This is a genomic window from Allobosea sp. NPDC055594 (assembly GCF_053618995.1).
In genome coordinates this window covers 78,753-101,608 of record NZ_JBSHIO010000012.1, presented here as the reverse complement: position 1 = coordinate 101,608, position 22,856 = coordinate 78,753, and the positions used below count along the sequence as shown (strand labels likewise).

The window sequence follows — 22,856 nt, the reverse complement described above, 5'->3', positions numbered from 1 at the left end:
GCCGGAAACTGCCTGGAGGAAATGCGAATGAGTGCTGATCAGAAGCTCAAGGATCTCGGATTGAGCCTGCCGGACGTGCCGAGCCCGGTCGCGACCTATGTCAGCTTCAAGCGGGTCGGCGACATGGTCTATCTCTCGGGCCAGGGGCCCAAGCGTGCCGACGGCACCTATCCGACCGGCAAGGTCGGCGCCGACGTCTCGATCGAGGAAGCCTATGAGCATGCCAAGCAGACCGGGCTCGGCCTGCTCGCGGCGATGAAGAAGGCGGCCGGCTCGCTCGACAAGGTCGAGGTCGTCAAGCTGCTCGGCATGGTCAATGCCGCGCCTGATTTCTCGGATCACCCCAAGGTCATCAATGGCTGCTCGGACCTGTTCGTCGCCGTGCTCGGCGAGAATGGCCGCCATGCCCGCTCGGCCGTCGGCATGGGCTCGCTGCCGAACCGCATGACGGTCGAGATCGAAGTCATCATCCGGGTACTGCCATGACGACTGCGCTCGCCGAGGAAATCGCCCGCGTCTACGGTACGCCGGCCGTCGTCATCGACCTCGACAAGGTCGAGGCGAACATCGCCAAGCTCCAGGCGGCCTGCGATGCCGCGGGCATCGCCAACCGCCCGCACATCAAGACCCATAAATCGCCCGAGCTGGCGCGGCTGCAGATCGCGGCCGGCGCGCGGGGCATCACCTGCCAGAAGCTCGGCGAGGCCGAGGTCATGGCCGATGGCGGCATCGACGACATCCTGATCTCCTACAACATCCTCGGCGAGGAGAAGCTCGGGCGTCTCGGCGCGCTTCAGCGCCGGGTGCGCATGATCGTCGCCGCCGACAATCCGGTCACCATCGCCGGCCTGCCCAAGGCAGCCGAGATCGCCGGGCGCGATCTCGAAGTGGTGGTGGAATGCGACACCGGCCGCGAGCGCGCCGGCGTCGTCACGCCGGGCGAGGCGGTCGAGCTCGCCAAGCTTATCGCTGGCTCCAAGGGGCTGACCTTCGCCGGCTTCATGATGTACCCGCCCGAGGATGGCTGGGAGCGCACGCAGGTTTTCCTCGACACCGCCAATGCCGGCCTGCGCGAGGCCGGGCTCGAGGCGGGGATGGTCTCGACCGGCGGCTCGCCCAACGTGCCCAATATCGGCAAGCTCAAGGGCGCGACCGAACACCGCGCCGGCACCTCGATCTTCAATGACCGCATGCAGATCGCAGCCGGGGTCGCCTCGCTCGAAGAATGCGCGTTGACGGTCTATGCAACGGTGGTCAGCCGTGCGGCGCCCGAGCGTGGTATCCTCGATTCCGGCTCGAAGACGCTGACCAGCGATATTGGCGGCCTCGACGGGCATGGGCTGATCCTCGAATACCCTTCCGCAAAGATCGCCAAATTCGCCGAGGAGCACGGCTTCCTCGATCTTTCCGCCAGCAATGAGCGGCCCAAGGTCGGCGAGGTCGTGCGCATCGTGCCGAACCATGTCTGCGTCGTCGTCAACATGGTGGACCGTCTCGTGACGGTGCGCGGCGACAAGCTGATCGGCGAATTGCCGGTGGCGGCCCGCGGCAAGCTGACCTGAACGGCTCTCGTTCAGGTACCACACCGTCATGCTCGCCCTTGTGGCGAGCATCCACGTCTTGAACTCCGCACGCGATCAGTGAAGCGAAGGCGTGGGTGGTCGGGACAAGCCCGACCATGACGGCAGTGCGCCGGTAATTCGGATTTGTGCCGCTTCGCCGCTTGTCCGGCGGGGAGAGCTTCACTCTTTGCCGCCGGCCTCCAGAAACTCGACCAGGTCGCGCCGGACCATCTCGATATGGTCGACCAGCAGGCGCTCGGCCTCGGCTAGCTGCCTATTGCGGCACAGGCTGATCAGCTCATTGTGCTCGGCCTGCGCTCGCTCGATCGAGGAGCCGCGCTGGAGCTGCAGCCGCGTATAGCGGTCGCTGGTCTGCAAGAGGCCTGCGACGATCGACAGCGTGCGCGGCTGGGTGGCGCGGGCATAGAGCGCGAGATGGAAATCCGCGTTGAGCAGGCCCCAGCGGCTGATGTCGCCGGCCGACATCGCCTCCTCGAAGGCGGCCTCCATGCCCGCCACCGCCTCGAAATCGGCAGCCGTCATCGCCGGGATCGAGCTCGCCAAGAGCCGGGGCTCGAGCAGTTTGCGCAGCTCGAAGACGTCGTTGATCTCGTCGAGCGACAGCCCCGAGACGATCGCGCCCTTGTGCGGCACGATCTTCACGAAACCTTCCGCCTCGAGCTGGAACAGCGCCTCCCGCACCGGGATGCGGCTGACCGCATAGGCTTGCGCCAGTGCGTCCTGCCGCAATTGCGAGCCGGCCGGATAGCTGCCGTCGAGGATGGCTTGGCGGAGCTGGTCGACGATCGCCGAGGACAGCGTCCGATGCTTCAGGGTGGTTGACATGGCCGGGGCATCCTAGCGGGCCGCGTGGCGAAAAGCCATTGACATGTAGATTTTATACAATCTACAAATCCTGCAAGGGGACAAGAAATGATCGACCAGGCGATGGCGGCGAAAAGTCGTGCGATGGCTGTTCCGGAGGTGGTGGTCGCGCTCTCAGGGCGCTGGCTGCGGCTTGAGCACAGGGCGATCCAGGGATTGATGTTCCTGCTCTCGGCCCTGATCCTGCTCAATGTCGCGACGCGCTATGCCGGGCGACCGATCTACTGGATCGATGAATCGGCTGTTTACAGTGTGGTCTGGCTGACTTTCATCGGCGCCTCGGCCATGACCCGCATGCGGCTCGATTTCGCGGTGACCATGCTGACCGAGCGCTTCTCGGAGCGCGGTGCCGCGATCTTCCGGATTATTGCGACGCTCGGCGTGCTTCTCTTCGGCATCGGGCTTCTGGTGATGTGCTGGCTCTGGCTCGATCCGGTGGGCATCGCCCAGGCCGGCTTCGACGCCAGGGAATACGCCGGCCAGTCCTTCAATTTCATCTACACCGAGCGGACCCAGACGCTGAACTGGCCGACCTGGGTGATCTATCTGATCATGCCGCTTTTCGCCCTGTCGATGAGCCTGCACGCGCTCGCCAATCTCTTCGAGGATCTCGGCCTCGTCGAAAAGCAGAAGCTGCCCGGCTTTGCCGCCAATGCAGACGGGGTGGTGAACTGATGGCACTCACGGTCGGAGCCTTCTTCGCGATCATGCTGGCGGGAGTGCCGATCGCGCTCTGCCTCTGCCTCGGCGCGCTGGTCTTCATCGCCGCCACCGGCAGCCTGCAGCTGCTGCCCAACTACCCGCTGCAGATGTTTGGCGGCGTCGACAGCTACGGGCTGATCGCGATCCCGCTCTTCATCCTGATCGGCGAGATCATGAATGGCGGCGGCATCACCCGGCGCATCGTCGACCTCGCAATGGCCTTCGTCGGCTCGCTCCGCGGCGGGCTGGCCTATGTCAACATCCTCGCCAACATGTTCGTCGCCTCGATCCTCGGCTCGGCCACGGCCCAGGTCGCGATCATGGCGCAGGTCATGGTCCCCGAGATGGAGCGCAAGGGATACGACAAGGACTTCGCCGCCGGCCTCACCGCCTATGGCGGCATGCTCGGGCCGATCATCCCGCCCTCGGTGATGTTCGTCGTCTATGCCGTGCTGGCCCAGGTCTCGGTCAGCGACATGCTGATCTCCGGCATCGTGCCGGGCGTGCTCCTGACGATCCTGTTCTTCCTCATCATCGCCGCCATGGGCTTCGTCTACAATTACCCGGCCGGCGACAAGCTCTCCCTGCGCGAGCGCGCCAGGATCGTGCTGAAGTCGGCGCCGACGCTGCTGATCCCGATCGTCATCGTCGGCTCGATCCTCGGCGGGCTCGCCAATGCGACCGAGGCCGCGGCCGTCGGCTCGGTCGCGGCACTGCTGATCGGCCGCTATTGGACCAGGCAGCTCAGCTTCGACCAGCTGCCGCAGATGATGCTGCGCGCCGGTGTCTATTCGGCGATCGTGCTCTTCCTCGTCGCCGCCGCCGCCGTGTTCTCCTGGGTGCTGGTCTACGGCAAGGTCCCGCAGAGCGTCGCAGCCTCGATCCAGGCGATCGCCAAGGATCCGGTGACCTTCATGCTGCTGGTCAATGTCATCCTGCTGGTCATCGGCACGGTGATCGACGGCATCCCCGGCCTGATCATGACGGTGCCGATCCTCCTGCCGATCGCGACCGAGGTCTACGCCATCGACCCCCGCCATTTCGGCGTGGTCGTGGTGATCAACCTCGTGCTCGGCCTGCTCTCGCCGCCGGTCGGCCTGTGCTTCTTCGTCGCCGCCGCGGTGACGGGAGCCAAGCCCGGCAAGATGTTCCTGGTGACGCTGCCCTTCTTCATCATCTCCTGCGTCCTCCTGGTCCTGCTCTCGATCTACCCATGGCTCTCGCTGGCCTTGGTGAAGTGAAACCGCCTGCCATCCATAAGGGGAGTTCCGTCATGACCATCTCACGCCGTCATCTGCTCGCCGCCGCCGCCGTCCTGCCCGTCGCCAAGCCCGCGCTGCTACGGGCCCAGAGCAAGGAGCTGCGGCTCGGCATCCTGACCCCGAACGGTCATCCCTGGAATCGCGCGGCCGTGAAGGTTGGCGAAGTGCTCAAGGCCGAGACCAATGGCCGGCTGAATCTGACGGTCTTCCACTCCGGCCAACTCGGCAACGAGGCGGCGATGCTGCAGCAGATGCAGTCGGGCGCGCTCGATATGGGCTGGATCATGGCGGCCGAGCTCGGCTCGCGTGTCCCGGCGATCGGCGCGATCACCGCGCCCTATATAGTCGACTCCACCGCCAAGATCGCCAAGCTCGTCCGCCACCCCGTGGCGATGAAGCTCTTCGACGTGCTGCCGCGCGAGACCGGCTGCGTCGGCCTGGCCTGGGGCATTACCGGCATGCGCGCCGTCTTCGCCGCCAAGGAAATCGACGGCGTCGCCGGCATCAAGGGCATGAAGCTGCGCATCAACCCGACCCCGGTCTATCGCGACTTCTACCAGCTGCTCGGCGCCGCCCCGACCCCGATCCCGACGCCGCAGGTCTTCGACGCGATGACCAACGGCCAGGTCGACGGGCTCGAGGCCGATCTCGAATTCTCCTGGAACCAGCGCTTCGACAAGGTCTCGAAGACCATCCTCCAGATGAACGCCATCTTCATGCCGGTGATCGCGCTCGCTTCCGGCCGCGTCTGGCAGGGCATGCCGGCCGCCGACCGCGAGCTGATCACCAAGACCATCAAGGCGGCGCTCGACCAGCAGATCGACGAGCTCGCCGTCAACGAGCCCAAGCTCGTCGAGCAGTTCAAGGCCGCCGGTGCCAATTTCAAGCTCGCCAATCCGAAGGATGCGGAGGCCGTTGTCGCGGAGTTCGACAAGATCTGGCTGCCCAAGGCGCCGGTGCTGGCCGAACTGCGCAAGGCCGGCCAGTCGATCACGGCCTGATCCCACGATATCATCGCGGCCGCCGCGCTCGGCGGCCGCCTGCCTCCTCCAAGCGGACCTTATGTCATGACCCAGAATATCTTCAGCGGGACGATCCCCGCTCTGATGACCCCTTGCACCCCCTCGCGCGACGTCGACTATGACGAACTCGTCCGCACCGGCCGCCACCTGATCGGCTCCGGCATGTCGGCCGTGGTCTATTGCGGCTCGATGGGCGACTGGCCGCTGCTCACCGACGAGCAGCGCATGGAAGGCGTGCGGCGCCTGGTCGAGGCCGGCATCCCGCTGATCGTCGGCACCGGCGCGCAGAACCCGAAGCGCGCTGCGGCGCTCGCCGCCCATGCCAAGCAGGTCGGAGCCCAGGGGCTGATGATCATCCCGCGCGTGCTGTCGCGCGGCTCCTCGGTCCCGGCCCAGCGCGCCCATTTCGAGGCGGTGTTGGAAGCGGCCGTCGACCTGCCTTCGGTGATCTACAACAGCCCGCATTACGGCTACGAGACCCGGGCCGACCTGTTCTTCGCCCTGCGCGAGCGCTATCCGCATCTGCGCGGCTTCAAGGAGTTCGGCGGCGGCGAGGCGCTGTCCTATGCGGCCGAGCACATCACCAGCAAGGACCGCGCCCTGACCCTGATGGTCGGCGTCGACACGCAGGTGACGCATGGCTTCATCCGCTGCGGAGCCACCGGCTCGATCACCGGCATCGGCAACGCCCTGCCGAAAGAGGTGCTCCACCTCGTCGCGCTCAGCGAGAAGGCCGCGGCCGGCGATCCGGAGGCCGAGCGCCGGGCGCTCGAGCTGGAGCGCGCGCTCTATGTGCTCTCGAAATTCGACGAGGGCGTCGATCTCGTGCTGTTCTACAAGCACCTGATGGTGCTCGAAGGCCACTCGGCCTATGCGCTGCATTTCAACGAGAGCGACGCGCTGTCCACGGCCCAGCGCAATTTCGTCGAGGCCGAATGGCGCCGCTTCAAGAGCTGGTACGCCAACTGGGCCGGCGAGGGCAGGGCCGCGAAGGCGGCTTGAGGCACGTGCTTCTCTTCTCCCCCTGCGGGAGAAGGTGGCCCGAAGGGCCGGATGAGGGGTCGCTCAGGCCTCTGCGTCATGCTCGCCCTTGTGGCGAGCATCCACGTCTCGAACGCCGCAGTCGTCACAGGAAGACGTGGATGGTCGGGACAAGCCCGACCATGACGATGAAGCGTCGCGCGACCCCTCACCCTAACCCTCTCCCGCAAGGGGAGAGGGGACAGGTTGCGCCTATTCCGGATGCCGCTCGTTCCACGCTGCGGCATAGTCCGCGCACAACCGATCGAGCTCCGCCCGGTCGGTCACTCCCGTAGGCCGCGTCCGTGAGGGCGAGGCCTTCTGGTACGGCACATAGCGCTGATGCGCGACACGCCAGACCCGCCGGAGCTCGCCGAGCGGATCGGCATGATCGTCGACGCGGATATCGAAGCTCGGCACAGGGTCGTCGGCCCAGATCCGGATGGCGCAGGATTGCCGCCCGCGCTTGTCGCCGCCGGCCTTCTCGCCGGCTTCGAGCGCGACTAGCAGGCGTTCGTCGAAATCGAGGCCCGAATTCTGGACATAGGCCTTCAGCGTCTCCTGGACGACCTCCGGCCCGGCCAGCATGTTGCCGGCGACCGAGACCTGCGGCCCGTCGACGGCGCCGCACCAGTCGATGCAGGCATTGCCGGTATAGGCGGCGATCTTGCCGTTGCGGTCGATCAGGTGGAGCTGGCGATGCGCGCGCCCCTCATCGGCTGCGGTGAGGCTGGCGATGATCTCGACCGCCGAGCGCCCCTCCTGCAACAATCTCAGCCCATCCACGCCATAGAGCGGATTGGTGTAGGCCTGCGTCGCGATCGCGCCGACGCGCCCGCAGCCATAGGGCACGCGCGCGCCCGCAGCGAAGGCGCAGGTCGAGACAGCGACGCCATAGGCGCCGGTCGCGGCGTCGCGGGCGACGATTGACCATGTCATGGATGCAGAACTCCTGGATCACGCTGCATTCGGACGGAATCGTCCGAATGCAGCGTGATCGATTCTCATAGTTTAGAACATGCTGCGAAAAGCCGTGGCTGCTTTTTCGCAGCATGTTCTAGCGCCCGGCTGCGTAGGCTTGCATCAGACGCGGGGTCGCAGCCGCGCGCAAGAGCCCGTTGGCGCTGCGTTCGGCTGCGGTCAGCCGCCCGACGGTCCAGGCCGGAGCCCGCTCGACCGCATGGCCGCGCCGGACGAGCTCGGCCAGCGCCGCCTCGCCCAGACTCTCCTCGACGGTGATCTGCCCCGGCCGCGCCTCGCGCGGATAGAAGCTCGAGGGGAAATGCTGGGTGTGGAACAGCGGCAGGTCGATGGCCTCCTGCAGGTTGAGGCCATGATGGACCCGGCGCAGGAACATGCCGAGTTGCCATTGCTCCTGCTGGTCGCCGCCCGGCGTGCCGAAGACGAGCCGCGGCTCGCCGTTCTCGAAGGCGAGGCTCGGCGTCAGCGTCGTGCGCGGTCGCTTGCCTGGCGCCAGCGACGAGGGCAGTCCCTCCTCAAGATAGAAGGACTGGGCCCGCGAATTCAGCGGGAAGCCCAGTTCGGCAATGACGGGCGAGGATTGCAGCCAGCCGCCGGATGGCGTCGCCGCGATCATGTTGCCCCAGCGGTCGATCACGTCGATATGCACGGTGTCGCCGCGGCGCGAGGCGGCGACCATCGAGGCCAGGGTCGGCTCGCCGACGGTCGCGCTGGCGGGCTTGCCGTTCTGGCCGGCGATGCGCAGATTGCCGAGCATCGCCTCGACCTGGGCCTCATAGCCGGCGACCATGCCGGGGCGCAGCTCATGCGAGGCCTGTTCGCCGATCAGCGCGCGACGGCCGCCGGCGTAATCCTCCGAAAGCAGCGTCGTCAGCGGCACTTTCACGAAATCGGGGTCGCCGTAATAGGCCTCGCGATCGGCGAAGGCGAGCTTCATCGCTTCGGTGACGTGGTGGACGTATTCCGGGCTGGCCGGGCCCATCCCGGAAAGGTCGATGCCCTCCAGGATCTTCAGGGTCTGGAGAAAGACCGGTCCCTGACCCCAGGGCCCGGTCTTGAAGACCTCCCAACCATGATAGGTCGCGCTCGCCGGTGCCTCGTAGCGTGGCTGCCAGCGCGCCATGTCGTCGGCGGTGAGCAGGCCCTTATGGCGCCGGCCGGAGGAATCGAGGACGGCTTCGCCACGGCAGAAGGCATCCATTGCCTCGGCGACGAAGCCTTTGTACCAGGCGTCATGGGCCGCCTGGATCTGCTCCTGTCGGTCGCTGCCCGCGGCCTCCGCCTCGGCGAGGATGCGCTTGTAGGTCCGGGCGGCCGCCGGGTTGCGGAAGAGCTCGCGGCCCTTCGGGACGGTCCCGCCCGGCAGATAGACCGCGCCGGAGCTCGGCCAGCCGCCGCTGAACAGCTCGGTCAGCCCGGCGATGGTGTCGGAGACGCGCGGCAGCATCGGGTGGCCGTTCTCGAAATAGCCGATCGCCGGCTCCAGCACCTCGCGCAGCGAAAGCCGGCCATGGTCGCGCAGCAGCGCCATCCAGCCGCCGAATGCACCGGGCACGACCGTGGCGAGCAGCCCGTCGCCCGGGATCATCTCGAGGCCCAGCGCCTTGTAGGCCTGGATCGTCGCCGCTTGCGGTGCCGTCCCTTGCGCGCACAGCACCTCGACCTTCTTGCTTTCCGCCGAATAGAACACGGCCGGCATGTCGCCGCCGGGGCCGACGAGGTGCGGCTCGACCACCTGCAAGACGAAGGCGGCAGCGGCGCAGGCATCGAAGGCGTTGCCGCCCTTCTCCAGCATCGCCATGCCTGAGGCGGTGGCGAGCCAGTGCGTCGAGGTGACGACGCCGAAAGTGCCGAGGATTTCGGGACGGGTGGTGAACATGGGGGGTATCCTTGGAGAGGCGGATCAGGATTCCTTCGGATCGAGCGCGTCGCGCAGCCCGTCGCCGAGGAGGTTGAAGCCGAGCACGGCGAGGAAGATGGCGGCGCCGGGCGCCACCGACATCCAGGGCGCCTGCTCCATGAAGTTCTTGGCGACGTTGAGCATCTGGCCCCAGGACGGGGAGGGCGGCTGCTGGCCGAGGCCGAGGAAGGAGAGGGCGGCTTCCAGGATGATCGCCTGCGCCATGAACAGCGTCGACTGCACCACGATCGGCGGCAGCGTGTTCGGCGCGACATGGCGGAACAGGATGACGGAATCGCGCACGCCGACGGCGCGCGCCCCCTCGACGAAATCTTCGGTCTTGACGCTGATCACCTGGCCGCGGACCAGCCGGATGAAGATCGGCACCGCCGACAGGCCGATCGCGATCATCGCATTGGTCAAGGACGGGCCGAGCACGGCGGCCAAGGCGATGGCGAGGATCAGGAAGGGGCAGGCGAGCAGTGCCTCGGTGATCCGCGAGATCACGGCATCGACCCAGCCGCCATACCAGCCGGCAGCGAGCCCGACCGGCACGCCGACGCCGAGCGCGATCAGCACCGAGACTATGCCGGCGAGCAGCGAGGCCTGCGCACCGAAGAACAGGCGCGAAACCTGGTCGCGGCCGAGCTCGTCGGTGCCGAACCAATGCAGCGCCGAGGGCGGCTTGCGGATGGCGAGGAAGTTCGATTTCAGGGGGTCGGCGAGCGGCAGCAGCGGCGCCAGCACGGCCATCAGCACGAACACCAGCACGATCGTGCCGCCGATCAGCGCCGCCCGGTTGCGCCGGAGCTTGCGCCAGGCCCGGCGCAGCGGCGTTTCGGCGCTGGCGGGGCGGCCGGCGGCGCCGGCAGGAAGTGCGGCATCCGCCATCAGGCCGTCCTCAGGCGCGGATTGACCAGGACATAGAGCACGTCGGCGACGAGGTTCATGAAGATGAAGCCGATGGCGGTGCACAGCACCACGCCCTGGACGACGCCGTAGTCGCGGTTGAAGACCGCATCGACGATCAGCTTGCCGAAGCCGGGAATGGTGAAGATCTGCTCGGTCAGCACGGCGCCGGCCAGCAATTCGCCGAACAGCAGGGTCGAGAGCGTGATGATCGGCACCAGCGCATTGGCGAGCGCATGCTTGTTGACCACCTTGCGCTCGTCGAGCCCCTTGGCGCGGGCGGTGCGGATATAATCGGAGCGCAGCACCTCCAGCATCGCCGAGCGGGTATGGCGCATGATGAAGGCAGCGAGCCCGCCGCCGAGTACGAAGGCGGGCATAATCAGCCGCTCGATCGCCCCCCAGGGATTGCTGAAGATCGCTTCATAGCCCGAGGGCGGCAGCAGCTTGAGCTCGACCGAGAACAAGAGGATCAGCATGATGCCGAGCCAGAAATTCGGGATCGACAGCCCGGACAGCGCCAGTGCGCTCGTCGAGTAATCGACAAAGGTGCCCTTGCGCCGCGCCGCCAGGATACCGGCCGGGATGCCGATGCCGATCGCGATGATGATCGAGGCGGTGGCGAGCTGGATCGTCACCGGCAGCTTCTGCAGGATCAGGTTCAGCACCGGCTCGCCTGTGCGCAGCGAGCGGCCGAAATCGCCCTGCACGACCTGCCCGAGCCAGGCGAAGAACTGCACAACGATCGGATCGTCCATGCGGTAGATTTCGCGCAGTCGCGCGATCACTTCCGGATCGCGTTCCTCGCCGGCTATGACCAGGAACGGGTCGCCCGGCAGCGCCCTCTGCAGCGCGAAGACGAAGAGCGACACCAGGAACAGCGTGGGGATGGCGATCAGGACGCGCCGGCCGATCAGGGCGAGCATGGGACGCTTCCGGATTCGCCGTCATCCCGGCCGCAGCCCTCGGGACCGACCTTGGGTCGGCCCAAGGGCAAGCGCCGCGGAGCGCCGGGATCGATTATCGAGCACGACGCCCTTCGATGAATCCCGGAGCGACCTTCGGTCGTCCGGGATGACGGGGCGGTTGGTGCGAGCTGGAGCAAGGCCGTTACGACCGCTTAAGCCCGGAAAGCCGGATCATCCCGTCCGGGTTGATCACGAAACCCTCGATGTTCGAGCGCAGGGCGAAGAAGACGGTCTGGTTGTAGAGATAGACGATCGGCAGCTCGTCCTGGAGGATCTTCTGCGCCGCGTCATAGCGCTTCTTGCGTTCGGCGACGTCATAGATGGTGCGGGCCTCGTCGAGCAGTTTGTCGACCTCGGCGTTGGAGTAACGGCCGTCGTTCTGGTTGCCCTTGGTGGTGACGAACGGGTGGATATTGCCGTCTGGGTCGATGCGGCCGGACCAGCCGATCCGGCTCATCTGGAACTTGCCCTGCTGCTGGTCGCGCAGCTGGCTGGCGAATTCGGTCGAGCGGATCTGAATGTCGATGCCGGCCTCCTGCGCCATCGCCTGGATGACCTGGCCGAGCTGCGCGTCGACGGGGTTGTTGGTGACGAAGAGCTCGACCGAGACTTTGCTCTGCCCGGCCTCCTTGAGCAGGGTCTTGGCCTTGGCGACGTCGCGCTCGGGCACCGGAAGATTGGCGTCGACGAAGGTGCTGGTCGGCGGGAAGGGCTGGATGATCGGGGCATAGAGCCCCTCGAACACCACCTGGCTCAGCACCTTGCGGTCGATCGAGAGCGAGAGCGCCTGGCGCACGCGCTTGTCCTTGCCCATGGGCTGGTTGGCGGCGTCGCCATGGTTGGTGTTGATGGTGATGCCCTGGTAGCCGAGATTGGGCATGCTCGCGACCTTGAGCGTCTTGTCGCCCTGCGCCGATTTCACGTCGGTCGGCGCGAGCCGTTCCAGCATGTCGAGCTCGCCGGCGCGCAGGTTCGCGAGCCTGACCGTGGTGTCGGGGATGGCGCGGTAGATCACCCGGTCGAAATGGTAGTTCGCCGCCTCCCAATGGCCCTTGAACCTGTCGAGCACGATGCGGTCGTTCTGGACGCGCTCGACGAACTGGTAGGGGCCGGAGCAGACCGGCTTGGCGCCGATATCGGCGCCGAGGCTCTTCGGCGAGAGCATCATGCCGGCCCGGTCGGTGAGCTGCGCGAGCAGGGTCGCGTCCGGCCGCTTCAGCTTCAGCGCGATCGTCGTTGGATCGACTACGCTGATGCTCTCGATCGAGGCGAGCTCGGATTTGCGCAGCGAATCCGGCAGTGTCATAGCCCGTTCGAGATTGGCCTTGGCGGCGGCGGCGTCGAAGGCCTCGCCATCATGGAACTTGGCATCCGAGCGCAGCTTCATCGTCAGAGTCAGCCCATCGGCCGAGAACGACCATTCGGTGGCGAGCCGCGGGATGATCTTCAGCTCCGGCGTGATGTCGAGCAGCTTGTCGCAGAGGCCCTTGAAGACGATGCGGCCGACGAAGGTGCGTGCCTTGTGCGGGTCGAGAATGTCCGGGTCTTCCTGCAGGCCGATGCGCAGGGTCGAGGGCGACTGGGCCAGCGCCGGCAGGGCGGAAAGGCCGATAAGGGCGGCGGAAGCGAGCAATGCGAAGCGTTTCATCGTAACGTCCCCTCTTCTTGTCGTTCTATGGCGGTGGTGCTGCGCCTCCTGCCGCCTGCGCGGCGGCGAACAGCGCGATCCGGCGGCGGCGGTTCTGGCTCTCCGGCGGCAGCGCTAGCCCGGCGGGCTGGCTAGCCGCGATCTCCTCGGCGAAATGGCAGGCCACGGCATGACCGACCGCGCGGTCCCGCAGGGCCGGATGCTCCTGCCGGCAGCGCGCGCGGGCATGCGGGCAGCGCGGATGGAAGCGGCAGCCGGGCGGCGGAGCGGTCGGGCTCGGCAGGTCGCCCTCCGTGACCGGCTCGGGGCTGCGGGCGCGCGGATCCGGCACCGGGATCGCCGCCATCAGCATGCGCGTGTACGGGTGGAGCGGCCGTGCAAACAGCGTCGCCGCATCCGCCAGCTCGACGATCTCGCCGAGATACATCACCGCCACCCGGTCGCTGGTGTGGCGGATCACGGCGAGGTCGTGCGCGACCAGGATGATCGTCAGCCCGAACGCGGCCTTGAGGTCCTCGAGCAGGTTGATCACCTGGGCCCGGATCGAGACGTCGAGCGCCGAGACCGGCTCGTCGCCGATCAGCAGGCTCGGGCCGCAGGCCAGCGCCCGGGCGATGCCGATGCGCTGGCGCTGGCCGCCCGAAAACTCGTGCGGATAGCGATTGGCATAATCCGGCAAGAGACCGACCTTGGCGAGCAGTTCGGAGACGCGCGCCGCCTTCTCCTTGCCGCTGGCGATGCCGTGTACGGACAGCGGCTCGCCGATCAACTCGCCGACGCTCATGCGCGGATTGAGCGAGGCGTAGGGGTCCTGGAAGATCATCTGCATGCGCCGCCTGAGCCGGCGCATCTCCTCGGCGGGGAGGACGGTGATGTCCCGGCCCTCGAAGCGGATCGCGCCAGCGGTCGGCTCGATCAATCGCAGCAGCAGGCGCGACAGGGTCGACTTGCCGCAGCCGGATTCGCCGACGATGGCGAAGGTCTCGCCGCGTCGGACCTGGAAGGAGACGTTCTCGACTGCCCGCACCAGCGGCGCCTTGGCGAAGAGCGAGGGCTTCTTCGCCTTGAAATGACGGGTGAGGCCGACGGCCTCGACGATCGGTTCCGCGCCGGCTCCGCTCATGCCGCCACCATGGCGAGATCTTCGACCGGCGCCCGGAAGCAGGCGGCGCTGTGTCCGCCGCCGAATTCGCGCAGCGGCGGGCGGCTTTCGGTGCATTGGGGCGCGACAAAGGGGCAGCGCGAGGCGAAGCGGCAGCTCTGCGGCCAGCGCGCCGGCGGCGGCACCGCGCCGGGGATGGCCGCGAGCTTGCCTTGGCGCGGCCCGAGCGATGGCAGCGAGCCCATCAGCCCGAGCGTATAGGGATGCTGCGGGTCCTCGAAGATGCGCTCGACCGGGCCCTGCTCGACGATGCGGCCGGCATACATCACCGCGACTTCGTCCGCGACCTCGGCGACGACGCCGAGATCATGCGTCACCAGAATCATCGCCGTGCCGGCCTCCTTCTGGAGGTCGCGGATCAGCTTCAGGATCTGGGCCTGGATGGTGACGTCGAGCGCCGTCGTCGGCTCGTCCGCGATCAGCAGCTTCGGGCTGTTGGCAAGCGCCATCGCGATCATGGCGCGCTGGCGCATGCCGCCCGACATCTGGTGCGGGTAGGCGTTCATCCGCGCCTCCGGCGCCGGAATCCGCACCTTGCGCAGCATCTCGATCGCCCGGCGGCGGGCTTCCTCGGATGAGACCTGGTGATGGCAGAGCACGGCCTCGGTGAGCTGGTTGCCGATGGTGAAGGCCGGGTTCAGCGAGGTCATCGGCTCCTGGAAGATCATCGCCATCCGCTCGCCGCGCAGCTGCATCAGCCGTTCTGCCGGGGCGCCGAGGATCGCTTCGCCCTCGAGGATGACGGAGCCCGAGGTGATGCGGGCCGGGGGCGAGGCGAGGAGGCCCATGATCGCGAGGGAGACCAGGCTCTTGCCGCAGCCGGATTCGCCGACGAGACAGAGCGTGCGCCCGGCCGCGACCGAAAAACTCAAGCCGTCGACCAGCGAAAGCCCTTCGGGCAATCCGTCGAAGCGGATCGACAGGTCCTCGACAGCAAGCACCGGGGCTCCGGCCGGGGCCGGCCGGCCTGAGGCTTCCTGTTCGGCATTGCTCCGGTCAACCATGCGGATTGGTCCCACGCGGAACCAGCGTGGCGCATTTCACGGTCTGCGTCGATAGCATCGCCGCCAACAGCACCGCCCCGACCCCTCGCGCTTTTCTCAAGCTTGCATGCATCCTGCCCCGCCTGCGGCGCCGGGTGCAAGTAAGCGGCCATTCCACGGGATTGCCCTGGCATGCATGGCTGAGGCGCGGTCAGGTCTGTCGCATCGCCGAGGAACTCTGTTATTCAGGCGCGCGTCCGGCGATCCTGCGGACGAGCCAACGATCTGAAGAGCCGACGAGGAAGCGCGAGACCATGCTGCTGGGAGTGATCGCCGACGACATGACCGGGGCGACCGATGTCGCGCTGATGCTGAACCGCGCCGGCATGCGCACCCTCCAGGTCATCGGCGCGCCCGCCAAGGGCGCTGCGCTGCCGGAGGCGGACGCCGTCGTCGTCGCTCTGAAGTCGCGCACCAATCCGGTCGCCGAGGCGGTCGCCGATTCGCTCGCAGCCTGCGAGGCCCTGCTCGCCGCAGGCGCCCGCCAGATCCTGTTCAAGTACTGCTCGACCTTCGATTCGACGGCTCAGGGCAATATCGGCCCGGTGGCCGACGCGCTGATGCAGCGTCTCGGCGCCAGCCAGGCGATCATCTGTCCGGCTTTTCCGGCCAATGGCCGCTCGATCTTCCAAGGCTATCTCTTCGTCGGCGCCGTGCCGCTGCACGAAAGCTCGATGAAGGATCACCCGCTGACGCCGATGCGCGATTCCAATCTGATGCGCTTGATGGGCGCGCAGACGCAGCATCCGGTCGGCCTCGTCGCCTATTCCGCCGTCTCGCAGGGGGCGAGCGCCGTCCGCAAGCGCCTGGCCGAGCTCGCCGCCGAGGGCGTGCGCTATGTCGTCACCGACGCGCTCGACAACGGTCATCTGATGGTGCTTGGCGAGGCCATTTCCGACCATGTCCTGCTGACCGGCGGCTCGGGCATCGCGATGGGCCTGCCCGAGAACTTCCGCAAGGCCGGGCTGCTGCCGCGGCGCGAGACGGCGACCCATCTTTCCGCGCCGGCCGGCCGCGCCGGCATCATCTCGGGCAGCTGCTCGACCGCGACACGCGGCCAGATCGCGACGGCACGCGCCGCCGGCATCCCGGCGCTGAAGGTCGATCCGCTCGCTCTGGCCGCGGGCTCGCAGAAGGCTGCCGATCTCGCCGCCTGGGCGCTCGCCCAGCCGGAAGACAAGCCCTTCCTGGTCTATTCGAGCGACGATCCGGCAGAGGTTGCCGCAGTCCAGGACAAGCTCGGCCGCGAGAAGGCGGGCGAGACCGTCGAACATGCCTTCGCCGAAGCGGCGCGGCTTTTGATCGCGGGCGGCGTTTCCCGCCTGCTCGTCGCGGGCGGCGAGACCTCTGGCGCGGTGGTGCAGGGGCTCGACGTGCGCACCCTGGAGATCGGTCCCGAGATCGATCCGGGCGTGCCCTGGACCCGCGTGGTCGACGGTCCCGAACTGGTCGTGGCGCTCAAATCTGGGAATTTCGGCGCGCCGGACTTCTTCCTCAAGGCCTGGAGCCTGCTGCGCTGACCTGCCGCGGCGCTCGCGTTTGCTCCTTGGGAAACTCGTATAGGATGCCGGCGAGGCTGGAGCAGGATGCGAGCCGGGCGGGAATTCGTTCCCGCTTGAACCTGCCCCGGCTCCCGGATGAGAGGCAGGCACGGGAATGGACATGGCGTTTCTCGGCGATCTCCTGACGACGGTTGCCGATCGCGGACGGGCGCTGATCAATTTCGAGCGCTTTTCGTCAGGCCGGCGCGAGCCGTTGGCCAAGCTCTGCGAGCATCTGCTTTCAGGGCGCGGCGAGGCCTCCGGCATGGCGCTGGCGCAGGCAGTGCTCGAGGAATGGGAGCGGCTCGACCCTGCCGGCCGGCTCGGCTTCTTCCGGATGCTGCAGGAGCGTTTCGGGCCGGATCACGACCGGCTCGAAGCCGCGATCGCGCGTTATCGCGAGGCGCCGGACGCCAGCGCGGTCTCGGAGCTGCATCTCGCCTCCGAGCCGCGTCGGCAGGAGCTTTTCCGCCGGCTCAACCTCGCGCCGGGGGGGACTCATGTGCTGGTGAGGATGCGCGAGAGCCTGCTGCGGGAACTCGAAACCGAGCCGGGGCTTTCGGTGGTCGATGCCGATTTCCGGCATCTCTTCGCCTCCTGGTTCAATCGCGGCTTCCTGGTGCTGCGCCGGATCGACTGGCACACCCCGGCCAATGTGCTGGAAAAGATCATCCGCTACGAGGCGGTGCATACGATCGAGGACTGGGACGAATTGCGCCGCCGGCTGGAGCCGGCCGACCGGCGCTGCTTCGCCTTCTTCCATCCCCAGCTCGTGGACGAGCCGCTGATCTTCGTCGAGGTGGCGTTGACCGGCGAGATTCCGCGGCGGATCGACGATCTGCTCGGCGAGCAGCGTGAAATCCTGCCGGCTTCGGCTGCGACCACGGCGGTGTTCTACTCGATCTCCAACTGCCAGGAGGGCCTGCGCGGCATCTCCTTCGGCAATTTCCTAATCAAGCAGGTTGCCGAGGACCTGAAGCGCGAATTGCCGGGGCTCGACGTGTTCGTCACGCTCTCGCCCGTGCCGGGTTTCGCGCGCTGGCTCGCCAGGGAGCTGGCCGAGCCTGCGGCGCTCGGCCTCGGCAACGAGGAGGCTTCGGCCCTGATGGCAAAGCCCGCCGAGGTCGCGGCGCTCGACGAGGCCGGCCGCGCCCGGCGCGACAAGCTGCTCGGCCAGATGATGGCGCAGTACATGCTGCGGGCCCGGACCGGCTCGGGCCGCGTGATCGACCCGGTAGCGCGCTTCCATCTCGGCAATGGCGCGAGACTGGAGCGCATCAATGTCGGCGGCAACCTGGCAGAGCGGGGCCTGCGCGAGTCGCATGGCGTGATGGTCAATTACCGCTACGACCTCGCCGACATCGAAGCCAATCACGAGGCCTTCGCCAGCCGCTCCACCGTGGTCGCCTCGTCCTCGGTCAAGAAGCTCCTGCGCCCGGCCGGCGCCTGAACCACACGAACCGACACTGCCTGAAAGGACCCGCAATCATGGGTAACCATCTGTTCGATCTCATCCGGGCGCGGATTCCGGCGCCGGACGCCCGCTTCGCGCTGATCGATGACGGCCGGGTCTTCAGCTATGCCGACATGGTCGCGACTTCCGGCCGCTATGCCGGGGCGCTCGTCGCCCTCGGCGTCAAGCCGGGCGATCGTGTCGCCGTCCAGGTCGAGAAGAGCATCGAGGCGCTGATGCTCTATCTCGGCGCGGTCCGCGCCGGTGCGATCTTCCTGCCGCTCAACACCGCCTATACCCCGGCCGAGATCGAGTACTTCCTCGGCGACGCCGAGCCGGCGGTCTTCGTCTGCGACCCCGCCAAGGCGCAGGCGCTGCGCCCCTATGCCGAAAAGGCCGGTGCCAAGCTGGAGACGCTCGGCGTCGGCACCGGCAGCCTGATCGAGAAGGCTGCGGCGGCCCCCGCCGACTTCGCCGATGTCGCGCGCGGCGCCGACGACCTCGCCGCCATCCTCTACACCTCGGGCACGACCGGTCGCTCCAAGGGGGCGATGCTCAGCCATGACAATCTCTCGTCGAATGCCCTGGCGCTGGTCGACTATTGGCGCTTCGGCAAGGAGGATGTGCTGCTGCACGCCTTGCCGATCTTCCACACGCACGGCCTGTTTGTCGCCACCAATACGGTGCTGTTCTCCGGCGCTTCGATGATCCTGCTGCCGAAATTCGACCCTGACCAGGTCTTCAAATACCTGCCGCAGGCGACCTGCATGATGGGCGTCCCGACCTTCTATGTCCGCCTGCTCCAGGATCAGAGGCTGACGCCCGCAGCGACCAAGCATATGCGCCTGTTCGTCTCCGGCTCGGCGCCGCTGCTGGCCGAGACCCATCGCGAATGGCGCGAGCGCACCGGCCACGCCATTCTCGAGCGCTACGGCATGACCGAGACCAATATGAGCACCTCCAACCCCTATGCGGGCGACCGGGTCGCCGGCACGGTCGGCTTCCCGCTGCCGGGCGTCTCGGCCCGGGTGGTCGATCCGGAGACGGGCAAGGAACTCGCCCGCGACGAGATCGGCATGATCGAGGTCAAGGGCCCGAACGTCTTCAAGGGCTATTGGCGCAACCCCGAGAAGACCAAGGCTGAGTTCCGCGAGGACGGCTTCTTCATCACCGGCGACCTCGGCAAGATCGACCCCGACGGCTATGTCCATATCGTCGGACGCGGCAAGGACCTGATCATCACCGGCGGCTACAATGTCTATCCGAAGGAAGTCGAGACCGAGATCGACGAGATGCCGGGCGTCGTCGAGAGCGCCGTCATCGGTGTGCCGCATCCTGATTTCGGCGAGGGCGTGACGGCGGTGGTCGTCGCAAAGCCCGGTGCGGACATCACGGCACAGGGCATCGCCAAGGCGCTGGAGCAGAGGCTGGCGAAGTTCAAGCAGCCCAAGCAGGTCTTTGTCGTCGCCGAACTGCCGCGCAACACCATGGGCAAGGTCCAGAAGAACCTGCTGCGCGACACCTACAAGGACATCTACGCCAAGTAGCTGAGAACGGGGAAATCCCGGATCCAAGCCCGGGATCCATGCCGGAACGGTTCAGGTATGGATCCCGCATCGGTGCCGCTGGCGCGGCTCGTCCGGGATGACGAAAATTCCGTTCAGCTGCCCGCCGGCGCCGGACACCTGATCGCGATCATCTCGCCATCGCTCGGGATACGCAGCCGCTTTGCCCCGATGCCGCGCGCCTCGGCTGCCCGGCGCAGGGTGGCGCGATCGACCGTCGCATGGTCCAGCGCCTCCATATGGGTCGCGATCACGATGGCTTCGGGGTGTGCTTCGCAAAGTTCCAGCGTCTGTTCCGCGTCCATCACGATCAGCGTGTCGTCCCATTTCGCGCCGCAGGAATGGGTGACGATCACGTCGGGGGCGGTCGTCGCGACGGCGTCGCGCAAAGGCGGATAGAGCACGCTGTCGCCGCCCCAATAGAGCGTCGGCTCACCGGGCGCCTCGAAGACCAGCCCCATCACCGGCCCCATTTTTTCGACCACCGCGCCGGTGCCGTGCTGGGCCGGCTGCCGGGTGATCACGATCGGGCCGAGCCGTAGGAAATGCTCGAGCGGCGTCACATTGCTGAAGCCCGCGGCTCGGATCGTCTCCTCGTCGCCAGGCTGGCAGAGCAGTGGCAGCTCCTTCGGGATGCGCTCCTTCGCGACCGCGTCGAAATGGTCGGCATGCAGATGCGAAACGATGACCTGCTCGACCCCGGCAAGGATGCTCTCGATCGGCTCCGGCAGCGCGACCATCGGATTCTGCGAGCGGCCGGTGAAGGAAGGCCGGCTGTGCTTCGAGCCCAGATCCGGGTCGATCAGCAGCGTCCTGCCGGCATAGGTGAGCTTGAGCAGGGCGTTGCGCAGGAGCTGAAGCTGCATGGCGGTTCCTAGGCAGATGGATCGGACCCCGCCGATCCTTCCGCCAAAGCCGCGCCGCGACCAGTTCCGATTTGTGAAGGAAACTGCATCGCGGCGTTAGACCCCGCCTTCGATCTTCCCCAGCCCTCATCCTGAGGAGCGCCCGTAGGGCGCGTCTCGAAGGACGGTCCAGCTCTCTCCCGAGCTCCCTGAAGCATCCTTCGAGATGCCGCTGCGCGGCTCCTCAGGATGAGGTCGAGAGGGGGCTAAGCGGCGAACTGGCCATAAGGCACGTCGGCGCGAGCGCTGCGCAGGGCGCTCGCCCACCAGTGCAATTGCCCGAGCATCGTCGCCATCGCCCGTTCGGCCCGCTCCGCATCGGCGAGCCGGCCTGCCTCGTCGAACTGGTTCCAGGCATTGGCGAAGCAGACGCCGTCGCGGATCGTCGCGGCATGCAGCTCGGCGAAGACGAGCCGGAGCTGCTCGACGGCCCGCAAGCCTCCCGAGACACCGCCATAGGAGACGAAGGCGACCGGCTTGCCGCGCCATTCGGGGCCGGTATCGTCGATGATCGCCTTCAGCGGCGCTGGAAAGCTCCGATTGTATTCCGGCGTCACCACGATGAAGGCATCGGCGCGGCCGAGCCTCGCCTTGACCTCGGCGAGGTCGTGCGCGGCCGGATCGACCGCTTCCACCGAGAATGGGCCTTCGCCCTCGACCTGCGCCAGAGTCCAGCCGGCGATCTTGTCGCAAAGGCGGCCTTCGCGGGAGCTGCCGTAGATCACGGCGAGCTGGATGGCGGGGGTGAGCCGGCGATGCATGGGAGCGCTCCTTGGGCTGGTGAACCAGCGGAGCACACCGTATAAGACCTCAACTAAGGTTGAGGTCAAGCACCGTGGTCGCAAAGGCACGCAGGGTTTTCGCGGAGGATCTGAGCGTCGGCGAGGTGGCGCGGCGCAGCGGCCTTGCCGTCTCGGCCCTGCATTTCTACGAGGCGGAAGGGCTGATCCGCAGCCGCCGCAGTGCCGGCAACCAGCGCCGTTATGCGCGCGAGGTCCTGCGCCGGGTCGCGATCATCAAGGTCGCCCAGCGCACCCGCATTCCGCTCAAGACCATCCGCGAGGCCTTCCAGACCCTGCCGGCCGAACGCACCCCGACGGCCGAGGACTGGAGTCGACTCTCCGCGGCGTGGAAGCTCGAGCTGGAGCGTCGGATCGACCGCCTGACCCGGCTGCGCGACCATCTCACCGACTGCATCGGCTGCGGCTGCCTCTCGGTGAAGAGCTGTCCGCTCCACAATCCCTGGGACGAGCTCGGTCAGCAGGGGCCGGGGCCGCGCCTGCTCGATCCGGATTGAGATTGCTGCGGTGGCGCAGATGCCGTGCGCCACCGTCACGGTCGGCTTGTCCCGACCATCCACGTCTGCCTTTTTGCAATACGGCGTTCAGGACGTGGATGCTCGCCCCAAGGGCGAGCATGACGCGCTGGAGCAATGTCGCGCGGAGAGTCCGGGCGCTTCGCTACGCAGCACCCCGGAAGGACGGGTTCACCCCGCCTTGTAGAGCTTTTCCAGCGGGAATTTCGCGACATCCGCCAGAAGTTCCACGAATCCCTTCGCCTGGAACTCGGCCGTCGCCTTGCCCTTTTCTGCCGTCGCGAGGCTGGCATCGCCGACCGCGCCAGACGGATTCACGTCCTGTGCCATCCAGGCGAAGGGGTGTGCCCCGGTCGGACGCAGCCACTTGTAATCCTCGGCCATGGTAACCGTCAGCGGCTCGAAGCGGCCGGCCTTGCTCATGTCGACGAGGTCCGGCCTGAAATGCAGCATCAGCGCGGTCTCGACATCGCCGCCATGGATGCCGTGCAGCGCGTCCAGCGGCGCGAACAGGCCCGGCGGCAGGCCGAAATTGCTCCAAGAGGTCGAGACGGCGAGCATGCCGTGGGCGACGCGCAGTTCGCGGGCGACGACCTTCATCGGGTCGACATTGCCGCCATGCGAGGTGACGAGAACGAGCTTGCGAAACCCGGCGCGCTTCACGCTCTCGCCGATCTCGATCCAGCTGCGGATCGCGCTTTCCCAGGAGAGGGTGAGCGTGCCCGGCGAGTGCAGGTGCTCGTTCGACTTGCAGATCGCCAGCGTCGGCAGCACGAGCACGTCGAGCCCGGCCGGAACCTGCGGCATCGCCAGCGCCAGCATCGCGTTCATCACGGTGGTGTCGACCGAGACGGGCAGATGCGGACCATGCTGCTCGATCGCCGCCAGCGGCAGCACGGCAATGGTGGTTTCGGGCGCGAGACCCTGGAAATCGGTGGTCTTCAGATCGCCCCAGAAGCGCGCGCTCATCTCGTCTGGTCCTCGCTAGGCCGGGTCAGGTCCCGTCGCTGTCT

At 67.1% G+C, this 22,856-nt stretch carries 21 protein-coding genes; 10 read left to right on the top strand and 11 right to left on the bottom strand.

The window, feature by feature from the left end:
• The first annotated feature begins 27 nt into the window (after window positions 1-27).
• Window positions 28-486: a RidA family protein gene (locus ACWGRX_RS21210; RefSeq protein ID WP_291634064.1), complete on the top strand. Its 459-nt coding sequence runs from the start codon at window positions 28-30 to the stop codon at window positions 484-486.
• Window positions 483-1,562, top strand: coding sequence for a D-TA family PLP-dependent enzyme (locus ACWGRX_RS21205; RefSeq protein ID WP_291634066.1), 1,080 nt, complete (start codon window positions 483-485; stop codon window positions 1,560-1,562). Before ACWGRX_RS21210 ends, ACWGRX_RS21205 begins: the two co-directional genes overlap by 4 nt.
• Window positions 1,563-1,742: 180 nt before the next feature.
• Here the strand turns inward: ACWGRX_RS21205 and ACWGRX_RS21200 are convergent, their stop codons facing one another.
• Complete coding sequence (locus tag ACWGRX_RS21200; RefSeq protein ID WP_452119154.1) at window positions 1,743-2,408, bottom strand: GntR family transcriptional regulator; 666 nt, start codon at window positions 2,406-2,408, stop codon at window positions 1,743-1,745.
• Window positions 2,409-2,495: 87 nt separating this feature from the next.
• Between ACWGRX_RS21200 and ACWGRX_RS21195 the strand changes: the two genes are divergently transcribed.
• From ACWGRX_RS21195 to ACWGRX_RS21180, 4 genes are all read left to right on the top strand, one after another.
• Window positions 2,496-3,122 carry a TRAP transporter small permease gene (locus ACWGRX_RS21195; RefSeq protein WP_452119153.1) on the top strand — a complete coding sequence of 209 codons (627 nt, stop codon included), beginning with the start codon at window positions 2,496-2,498 and terminating at the stop codon, window positions 3,120-3,122.
• Complete coding sequence (locus tag ACWGRX_RS21190; protein WP_452119152.1) at window positions 3,122-4,390, top strand: TRAP transporter large permease; 1,269 nt, start codon at window positions 3,122-3,124, stop codon at window positions 4,388-4,390. Before ACWGRX_RS21195 ends, ACWGRX_RS21190 begins: the two co-directional genes overlap by 1 nt.
• Before the next feature lie 32 nt (window positions 4,391-4,422).
• Window positions 4,423-5,412, top strand: coding sequence for a TRAP transporter substrate-binding protein (locus ACWGRX_RS21185; protein ID WP_291634074.1), 990 nt, complete (start codon window positions 4,423-4,425; stop codon window positions 5,410-5,412).
• Window positions 5,413-5,478: 66 nt separating this feature from the next.
• On the top strand, window positions 5,479-6,435 hold the full coding sequence (locus ACWGRX_RS21180) for a dihydrodipicolinate synthase family protein (RefSeq protein WP_291649967.1): 957 nt from the start codon (window positions 5,479-5,481) through the stop codon (window positions 6,433-6,435).
• A 231-nt stretch (window positions 6,436-6,666) separates the two neighbouring features.
• On the opposite strand, the gene ACWGRX_RS21175 is transcribed toward ACWGRX_RS21180, so the two are convergent.
• The 7 genes from ACWGRX_RS21175 to ACWGRX_RS21145 all read right to left on the bottom strand — a co-directional run bounded on the left by ACWGRX_RS21175 (window position 6,667) and on the right by ACWGRX_RS21145 (window position 15,025).
• On the bottom strand, window positions 6,667-7,392 hold the full coding sequence (locus tag ACWGRX_RS21175) for a DUF1028 domain-containing protein (protein WP_291649966.1): 726 nt from the start codon (window positions 7,390-7,392) through the stop codon (window positions 6,667-6,669).
• A gap of 118 nt (window positions 7,393-7,510) precedes the next feature.
• Entirely contained in the window at window positions 7,511-9,313 is a 1,803-nt protein-coding gene (locus ACWGRX_RS21170) for a gamma-glutamyltransferase family protein (protein ID WP_452119151.1), read from the bottom strand.
• 24 nt (window positions 9,314-9,337) lie between these two features.
• Window positions 9,338-10,225 (bottom strand): ABC transporter permease, encoded by an 888-nt coding sequence (locus ACWGRX_RS21165; RefSeq protein WP_452119150.1) that lies wholly within the window; start codon window positions 10,223-10,225, stop codon window positions 9,338-9,340.
• Window positions 10,225-11,169 carry an ABC transporter permease gene (locus tag ACWGRX_RS21160; RefSeq protein ID WP_452119149.1) on the bottom strand — a complete coding sequence of 315 codons (945 nt, stop codon included), beginning with the start codon at window positions 11,167-11,169 and terminating at the stop codon, window positions 10,225-10,227. Before ACWGRX_RS21160 ends, ACWGRX_RS21165 begins: the two co-directional genes overlap by 1 nt.
• Before the next feature lie 184 nt (window positions 11,170-11,353).
• Window positions 11,354-12,859, bottom strand: a complete 1,506-nt coding sequence (locus tag ACWGRX_RS21155) for an ABC transporter substrate-binding protein (protein ID WP_452119148.1) — start codon at window positions 12,857-12,859, stop codon at window positions 11,354-11,356.
• 25 nt (window positions 12,860-12,884) lie between these two features.
• Entirely contained in the window at window positions 12,885-13,982 is a 1,098-nt protein-coding gene (locus ACWGRX_RS21150) for an ABC transporter ATP-binding protein (RefSeq protein ID WP_452119147.1), read from the bottom strand.
• Window positions 13,979-15,025, bottom strand: a complete 1,047-nt coding sequence (locus ACWGRX_RS21145) for an ABC transporter ATP-binding protein (RefSeq protein WP_452119146.1) — start codon at window positions 15,023-15,025, stop codon at window positions 13,979-13,981. The genes ACWGRX_RS21150 and ACWGRX_RS21145 overlap by 4 nt, the downstream gene beginning before the upstream one ends.
• 293 nt (window positions 15,026-15,318) lie before the next feature.
• On the opposite strand from ACWGRX_RS21145, the gene otnK reads away from it, so the two are divergent.
• The 3 genes from otnK to ACWGRX_RS21130 all read left to right on the top strand — a co-directional run bounded on the left by otnK (window position 15,319) and on the right by ACWGRX_RS21130 (window position 19,605).
• Window positions 15,319-16,584: a 3-oxo-tetronate kinase gene (otnK, locus tag ACWGRX_RS21140; protein WP_291649955.1), complete on the top strand. Its 1,266-nt coding sequence runs from the start codon at window positions 15,319-15,321 to the stop codon at window positions 16,582-16,584.
• A gap of 136 nt (window positions 16,585-16,720) precedes the next feature.
• Window positions 16,721-18,055, top strand: a complete 1,335-nt coding sequence (locus ACWGRX_RS21135) for a malonyl-CoA decarboxylase (RefSeq protein WP_452119145.1) — start codon at window positions 16,721-16,723, stop codon at window positions 18,053-18,055.
• A 38-nt stretch (window positions 18,056-18,093) separates the two neighbouring features.
• Window positions 18,094-19,605 carry a malonate--CoA ligase gene (locus tag ACWGRX_RS21130; protein WP_452119144.1) on the top strand — a complete coding sequence of 504 codons (1,512 nt, stop codon included), beginning with the start codon at window positions 18,094-18,096 and terminating at the stop codon, window positions 19,603-19,605.
• A 113-nt stretch (window positions 19,606-19,718) separates the two neighbouring features.
• Here the strand turns inward: ACWGRX_RS21130 and ACWGRX_RS21125 are convergent, their stop codons facing one another.
• Window positions 19,719-20,489 carry an MBL fold metallo-hydrolase gene (locus tag ACWGRX_RS21125; protein WP_452119143.1) on the bottom strand — a complete coding sequence of 257 codons (771 nt, stop codon included), beginning with the start codon at window positions 20,487-20,489 and terminating at the stop codon, window positions 19,719-19,721.
• A 245-nt stretch (window positions 20,490-20,734) separates the two neighbouring features.
• Complete coding sequence (locus ACWGRX_RS21120) at window positions 20,735-21,289, bottom strand: NADPH-dependent FMN reductase (protein WP_452119142.1); 555 nt, start codon at window positions 21,287-21,289, stop codon at window positions 20,735-20,737.
• A 74-nt stretch (window positions 21,290-21,363) separates the two neighbouring features.
• Here ACWGRX_RS21120 and soxR point away from each other — a divergent pair, with 74 nt between their 5' ends.
• On the top strand, window positions 21,364-21,825 hold the full coding sequence (soxR, locus tag ACWGRX_RS21115; RefSeq protein ID WP_452119141.1) for a redox-sensitive transcriptional activator SoxR: 462 nt from the start codon (window positions 21,364-21,366) through the stop codon (window positions 21,823-21,825).
• A 189-nt stretch (window positions 21,826-22,014) separates the two neighbouring features.
• Here soxR and ACWGRX_RS21110 read toward each other — a convergent pair whose 3' ends face one another.
• Window positions 22,015-22,812 (bottom strand): creatininase family protein, encoded by a 798-nt coding sequence (locus ACWGRX_RS21110; RefSeq protein WP_452119140.1) that lies wholly within the window; start codon window positions 22,810-22,812, stop codon window positions 22,015-22,017.
• Window positions 22,813-22,856 lie beyond the last annotated feature (44 nt).

Excerpts from the sequence above, each read along its gene's own strand:
- ACWGRX_RS21120 (WP_452119142.1), bottom strand. The coding sequence starts at position 21,289 with ATGCATCGCCGGCTCACCCCCGCCATCCAGCTCGCCGTGATCTACGGC.
- ACWGRX_RS21135 (WP_452119145.1), top strand. The coding sequence starts at position 16,721 with ATGGACATGGCGTTTCTCGGCGATCTCCTGACGACGGTTGCCGATCGC.
- ACWGRX_RS21180 (WP_291649967.1), top strand. The coding sequence starts at position 5,479 with ATGACCCAGAATATCTTCAGCGGGACGATCCCCGCTCTGATGACCCCT.
- ACWGRX_RS21175 (WP_291649966.1), bottom strand. The coding sequence starts at position 7,392 with ATGACATGGTCAATCGTCGCCCGCGACGCCGCGACCGGCGCCTATGGC.
- ACWGRX_RS21150 (WP_452119147.1), bottom strand. The coding sequence starts at position 13,982 with ATGAGCGGAGCCGGCGCGGAACCGATCGTCGAGGCCGTCGGCCTCACC.
- ACWGRX_RS21210 (WP_291634064.1), top strand. The coding sequence starts at position 28 with ATGAGTGCTGATCAGAAGCTCAAGGATCTCGGATTGAGCCTGCCGGAC.
- ACWGRX_RS21195 (WP_452119153.1), top strand. The coding sequence starts at position 2,496 with ATGATCGACCAGGCGATGGCGGCGAAAAGTCGTGCGATGGCTGTTCCG.
- ACWGRX_RS21130 (WP_452119144.1), top strand. The coding sequence starts at position 18,094 with ATGGGTAACCATCTGTTCGATCTCATCCGGGCGCGGATTCCGGCGCCG.
- ACWGRX_RS21155 (WP_452119148.1), bottom strand. The coding sequence starts at position 12,859 with ATGAAACGCTTCGCATTGCTCGCTTCCGCCGCCCTTATCGGCCTTTCC.
- ACWGRX_RS21165 (WP_452119150.1), bottom strand. The coding sequence starts at position 10,225 with ATGGCGGATGCCGCACTTCCTGCCGGCGCCGCCGGCCGCCCCGCCAGC.
- ACWGRX_RS21205 (WP_291634066.1), top strand. The coding sequence starts at position 483 with ATGACGACTGCGCTCGCCGAGGAAATCGCCCGCGTCTACGGTACGCCG.
- ACWGRX_RS21185 (WP_291634074.1), top strand. The coding sequence starts at position 4,423 with ATGACCATCTCACGCCGTCATCTGCTCGCCGCCGCCGCCGTCCTGCCC.
- ACWGRX_RS21145 (WP_452119146.1), bottom strand. The coding sequence starts at position 15,025 with ATGGTTGACCGGAGCAATGCCGAACAGGAAGCCTCAGGCCGGCCGGCC.
- ACWGRX_RS21190 (WP_452119152.1), top strand. The coding sequence starts at position 3,122 with ATGGCACTCACGGTCGGAGCCTTCTTCGCGATCATGCTGGCGGGAGTG.
- ACWGRX_RS21125 (WP_452119143.1), bottom strand. The coding sequence starts at position 20,489 with ATGCAGCTTCAGCTCCTGCGCAACGCCCTGCTCAAGCTCACCTATGCC.
- ACWGRX_RS21200 (WP_452119154.1), bottom strand. The coding sequence starts at position 2,408 with ATGTCAACCACCCTGAAGCATCGGACGCTGTCCTCGGCGATCGTCGAC.
- ACWGRX_RS21160 (WP_452119149.1), bottom strand. The coding sequence starts at position 11,169 with ATGCTCGCCCTGATCGGCCGGCGCGTCCTGATCGCCATCCCCACGCTG.
- ACWGRX_RS21110 (WP_452119140.1), bottom strand. The coding sequence starts at position 22,812 with ATGAGCGCGCGCTTCTGGGGCGATCTGAAGACCACCGATTTCCAGGGT.
- otnK (WP_291649955.1), top strand. The coding sequence starts at position 15,319 with ATGCTGCTGGGAGTGATCGCCGACGACATGACCGGGGCGACCGATGTC.
- ACWGRX_RS21170 (WP_452119151.1), bottom strand. The coding sequence starts at position 9,313 with ATGTTCACCACCCGTCCCGAAATCCTCGGCACTTTCGGCGTCGTCACC.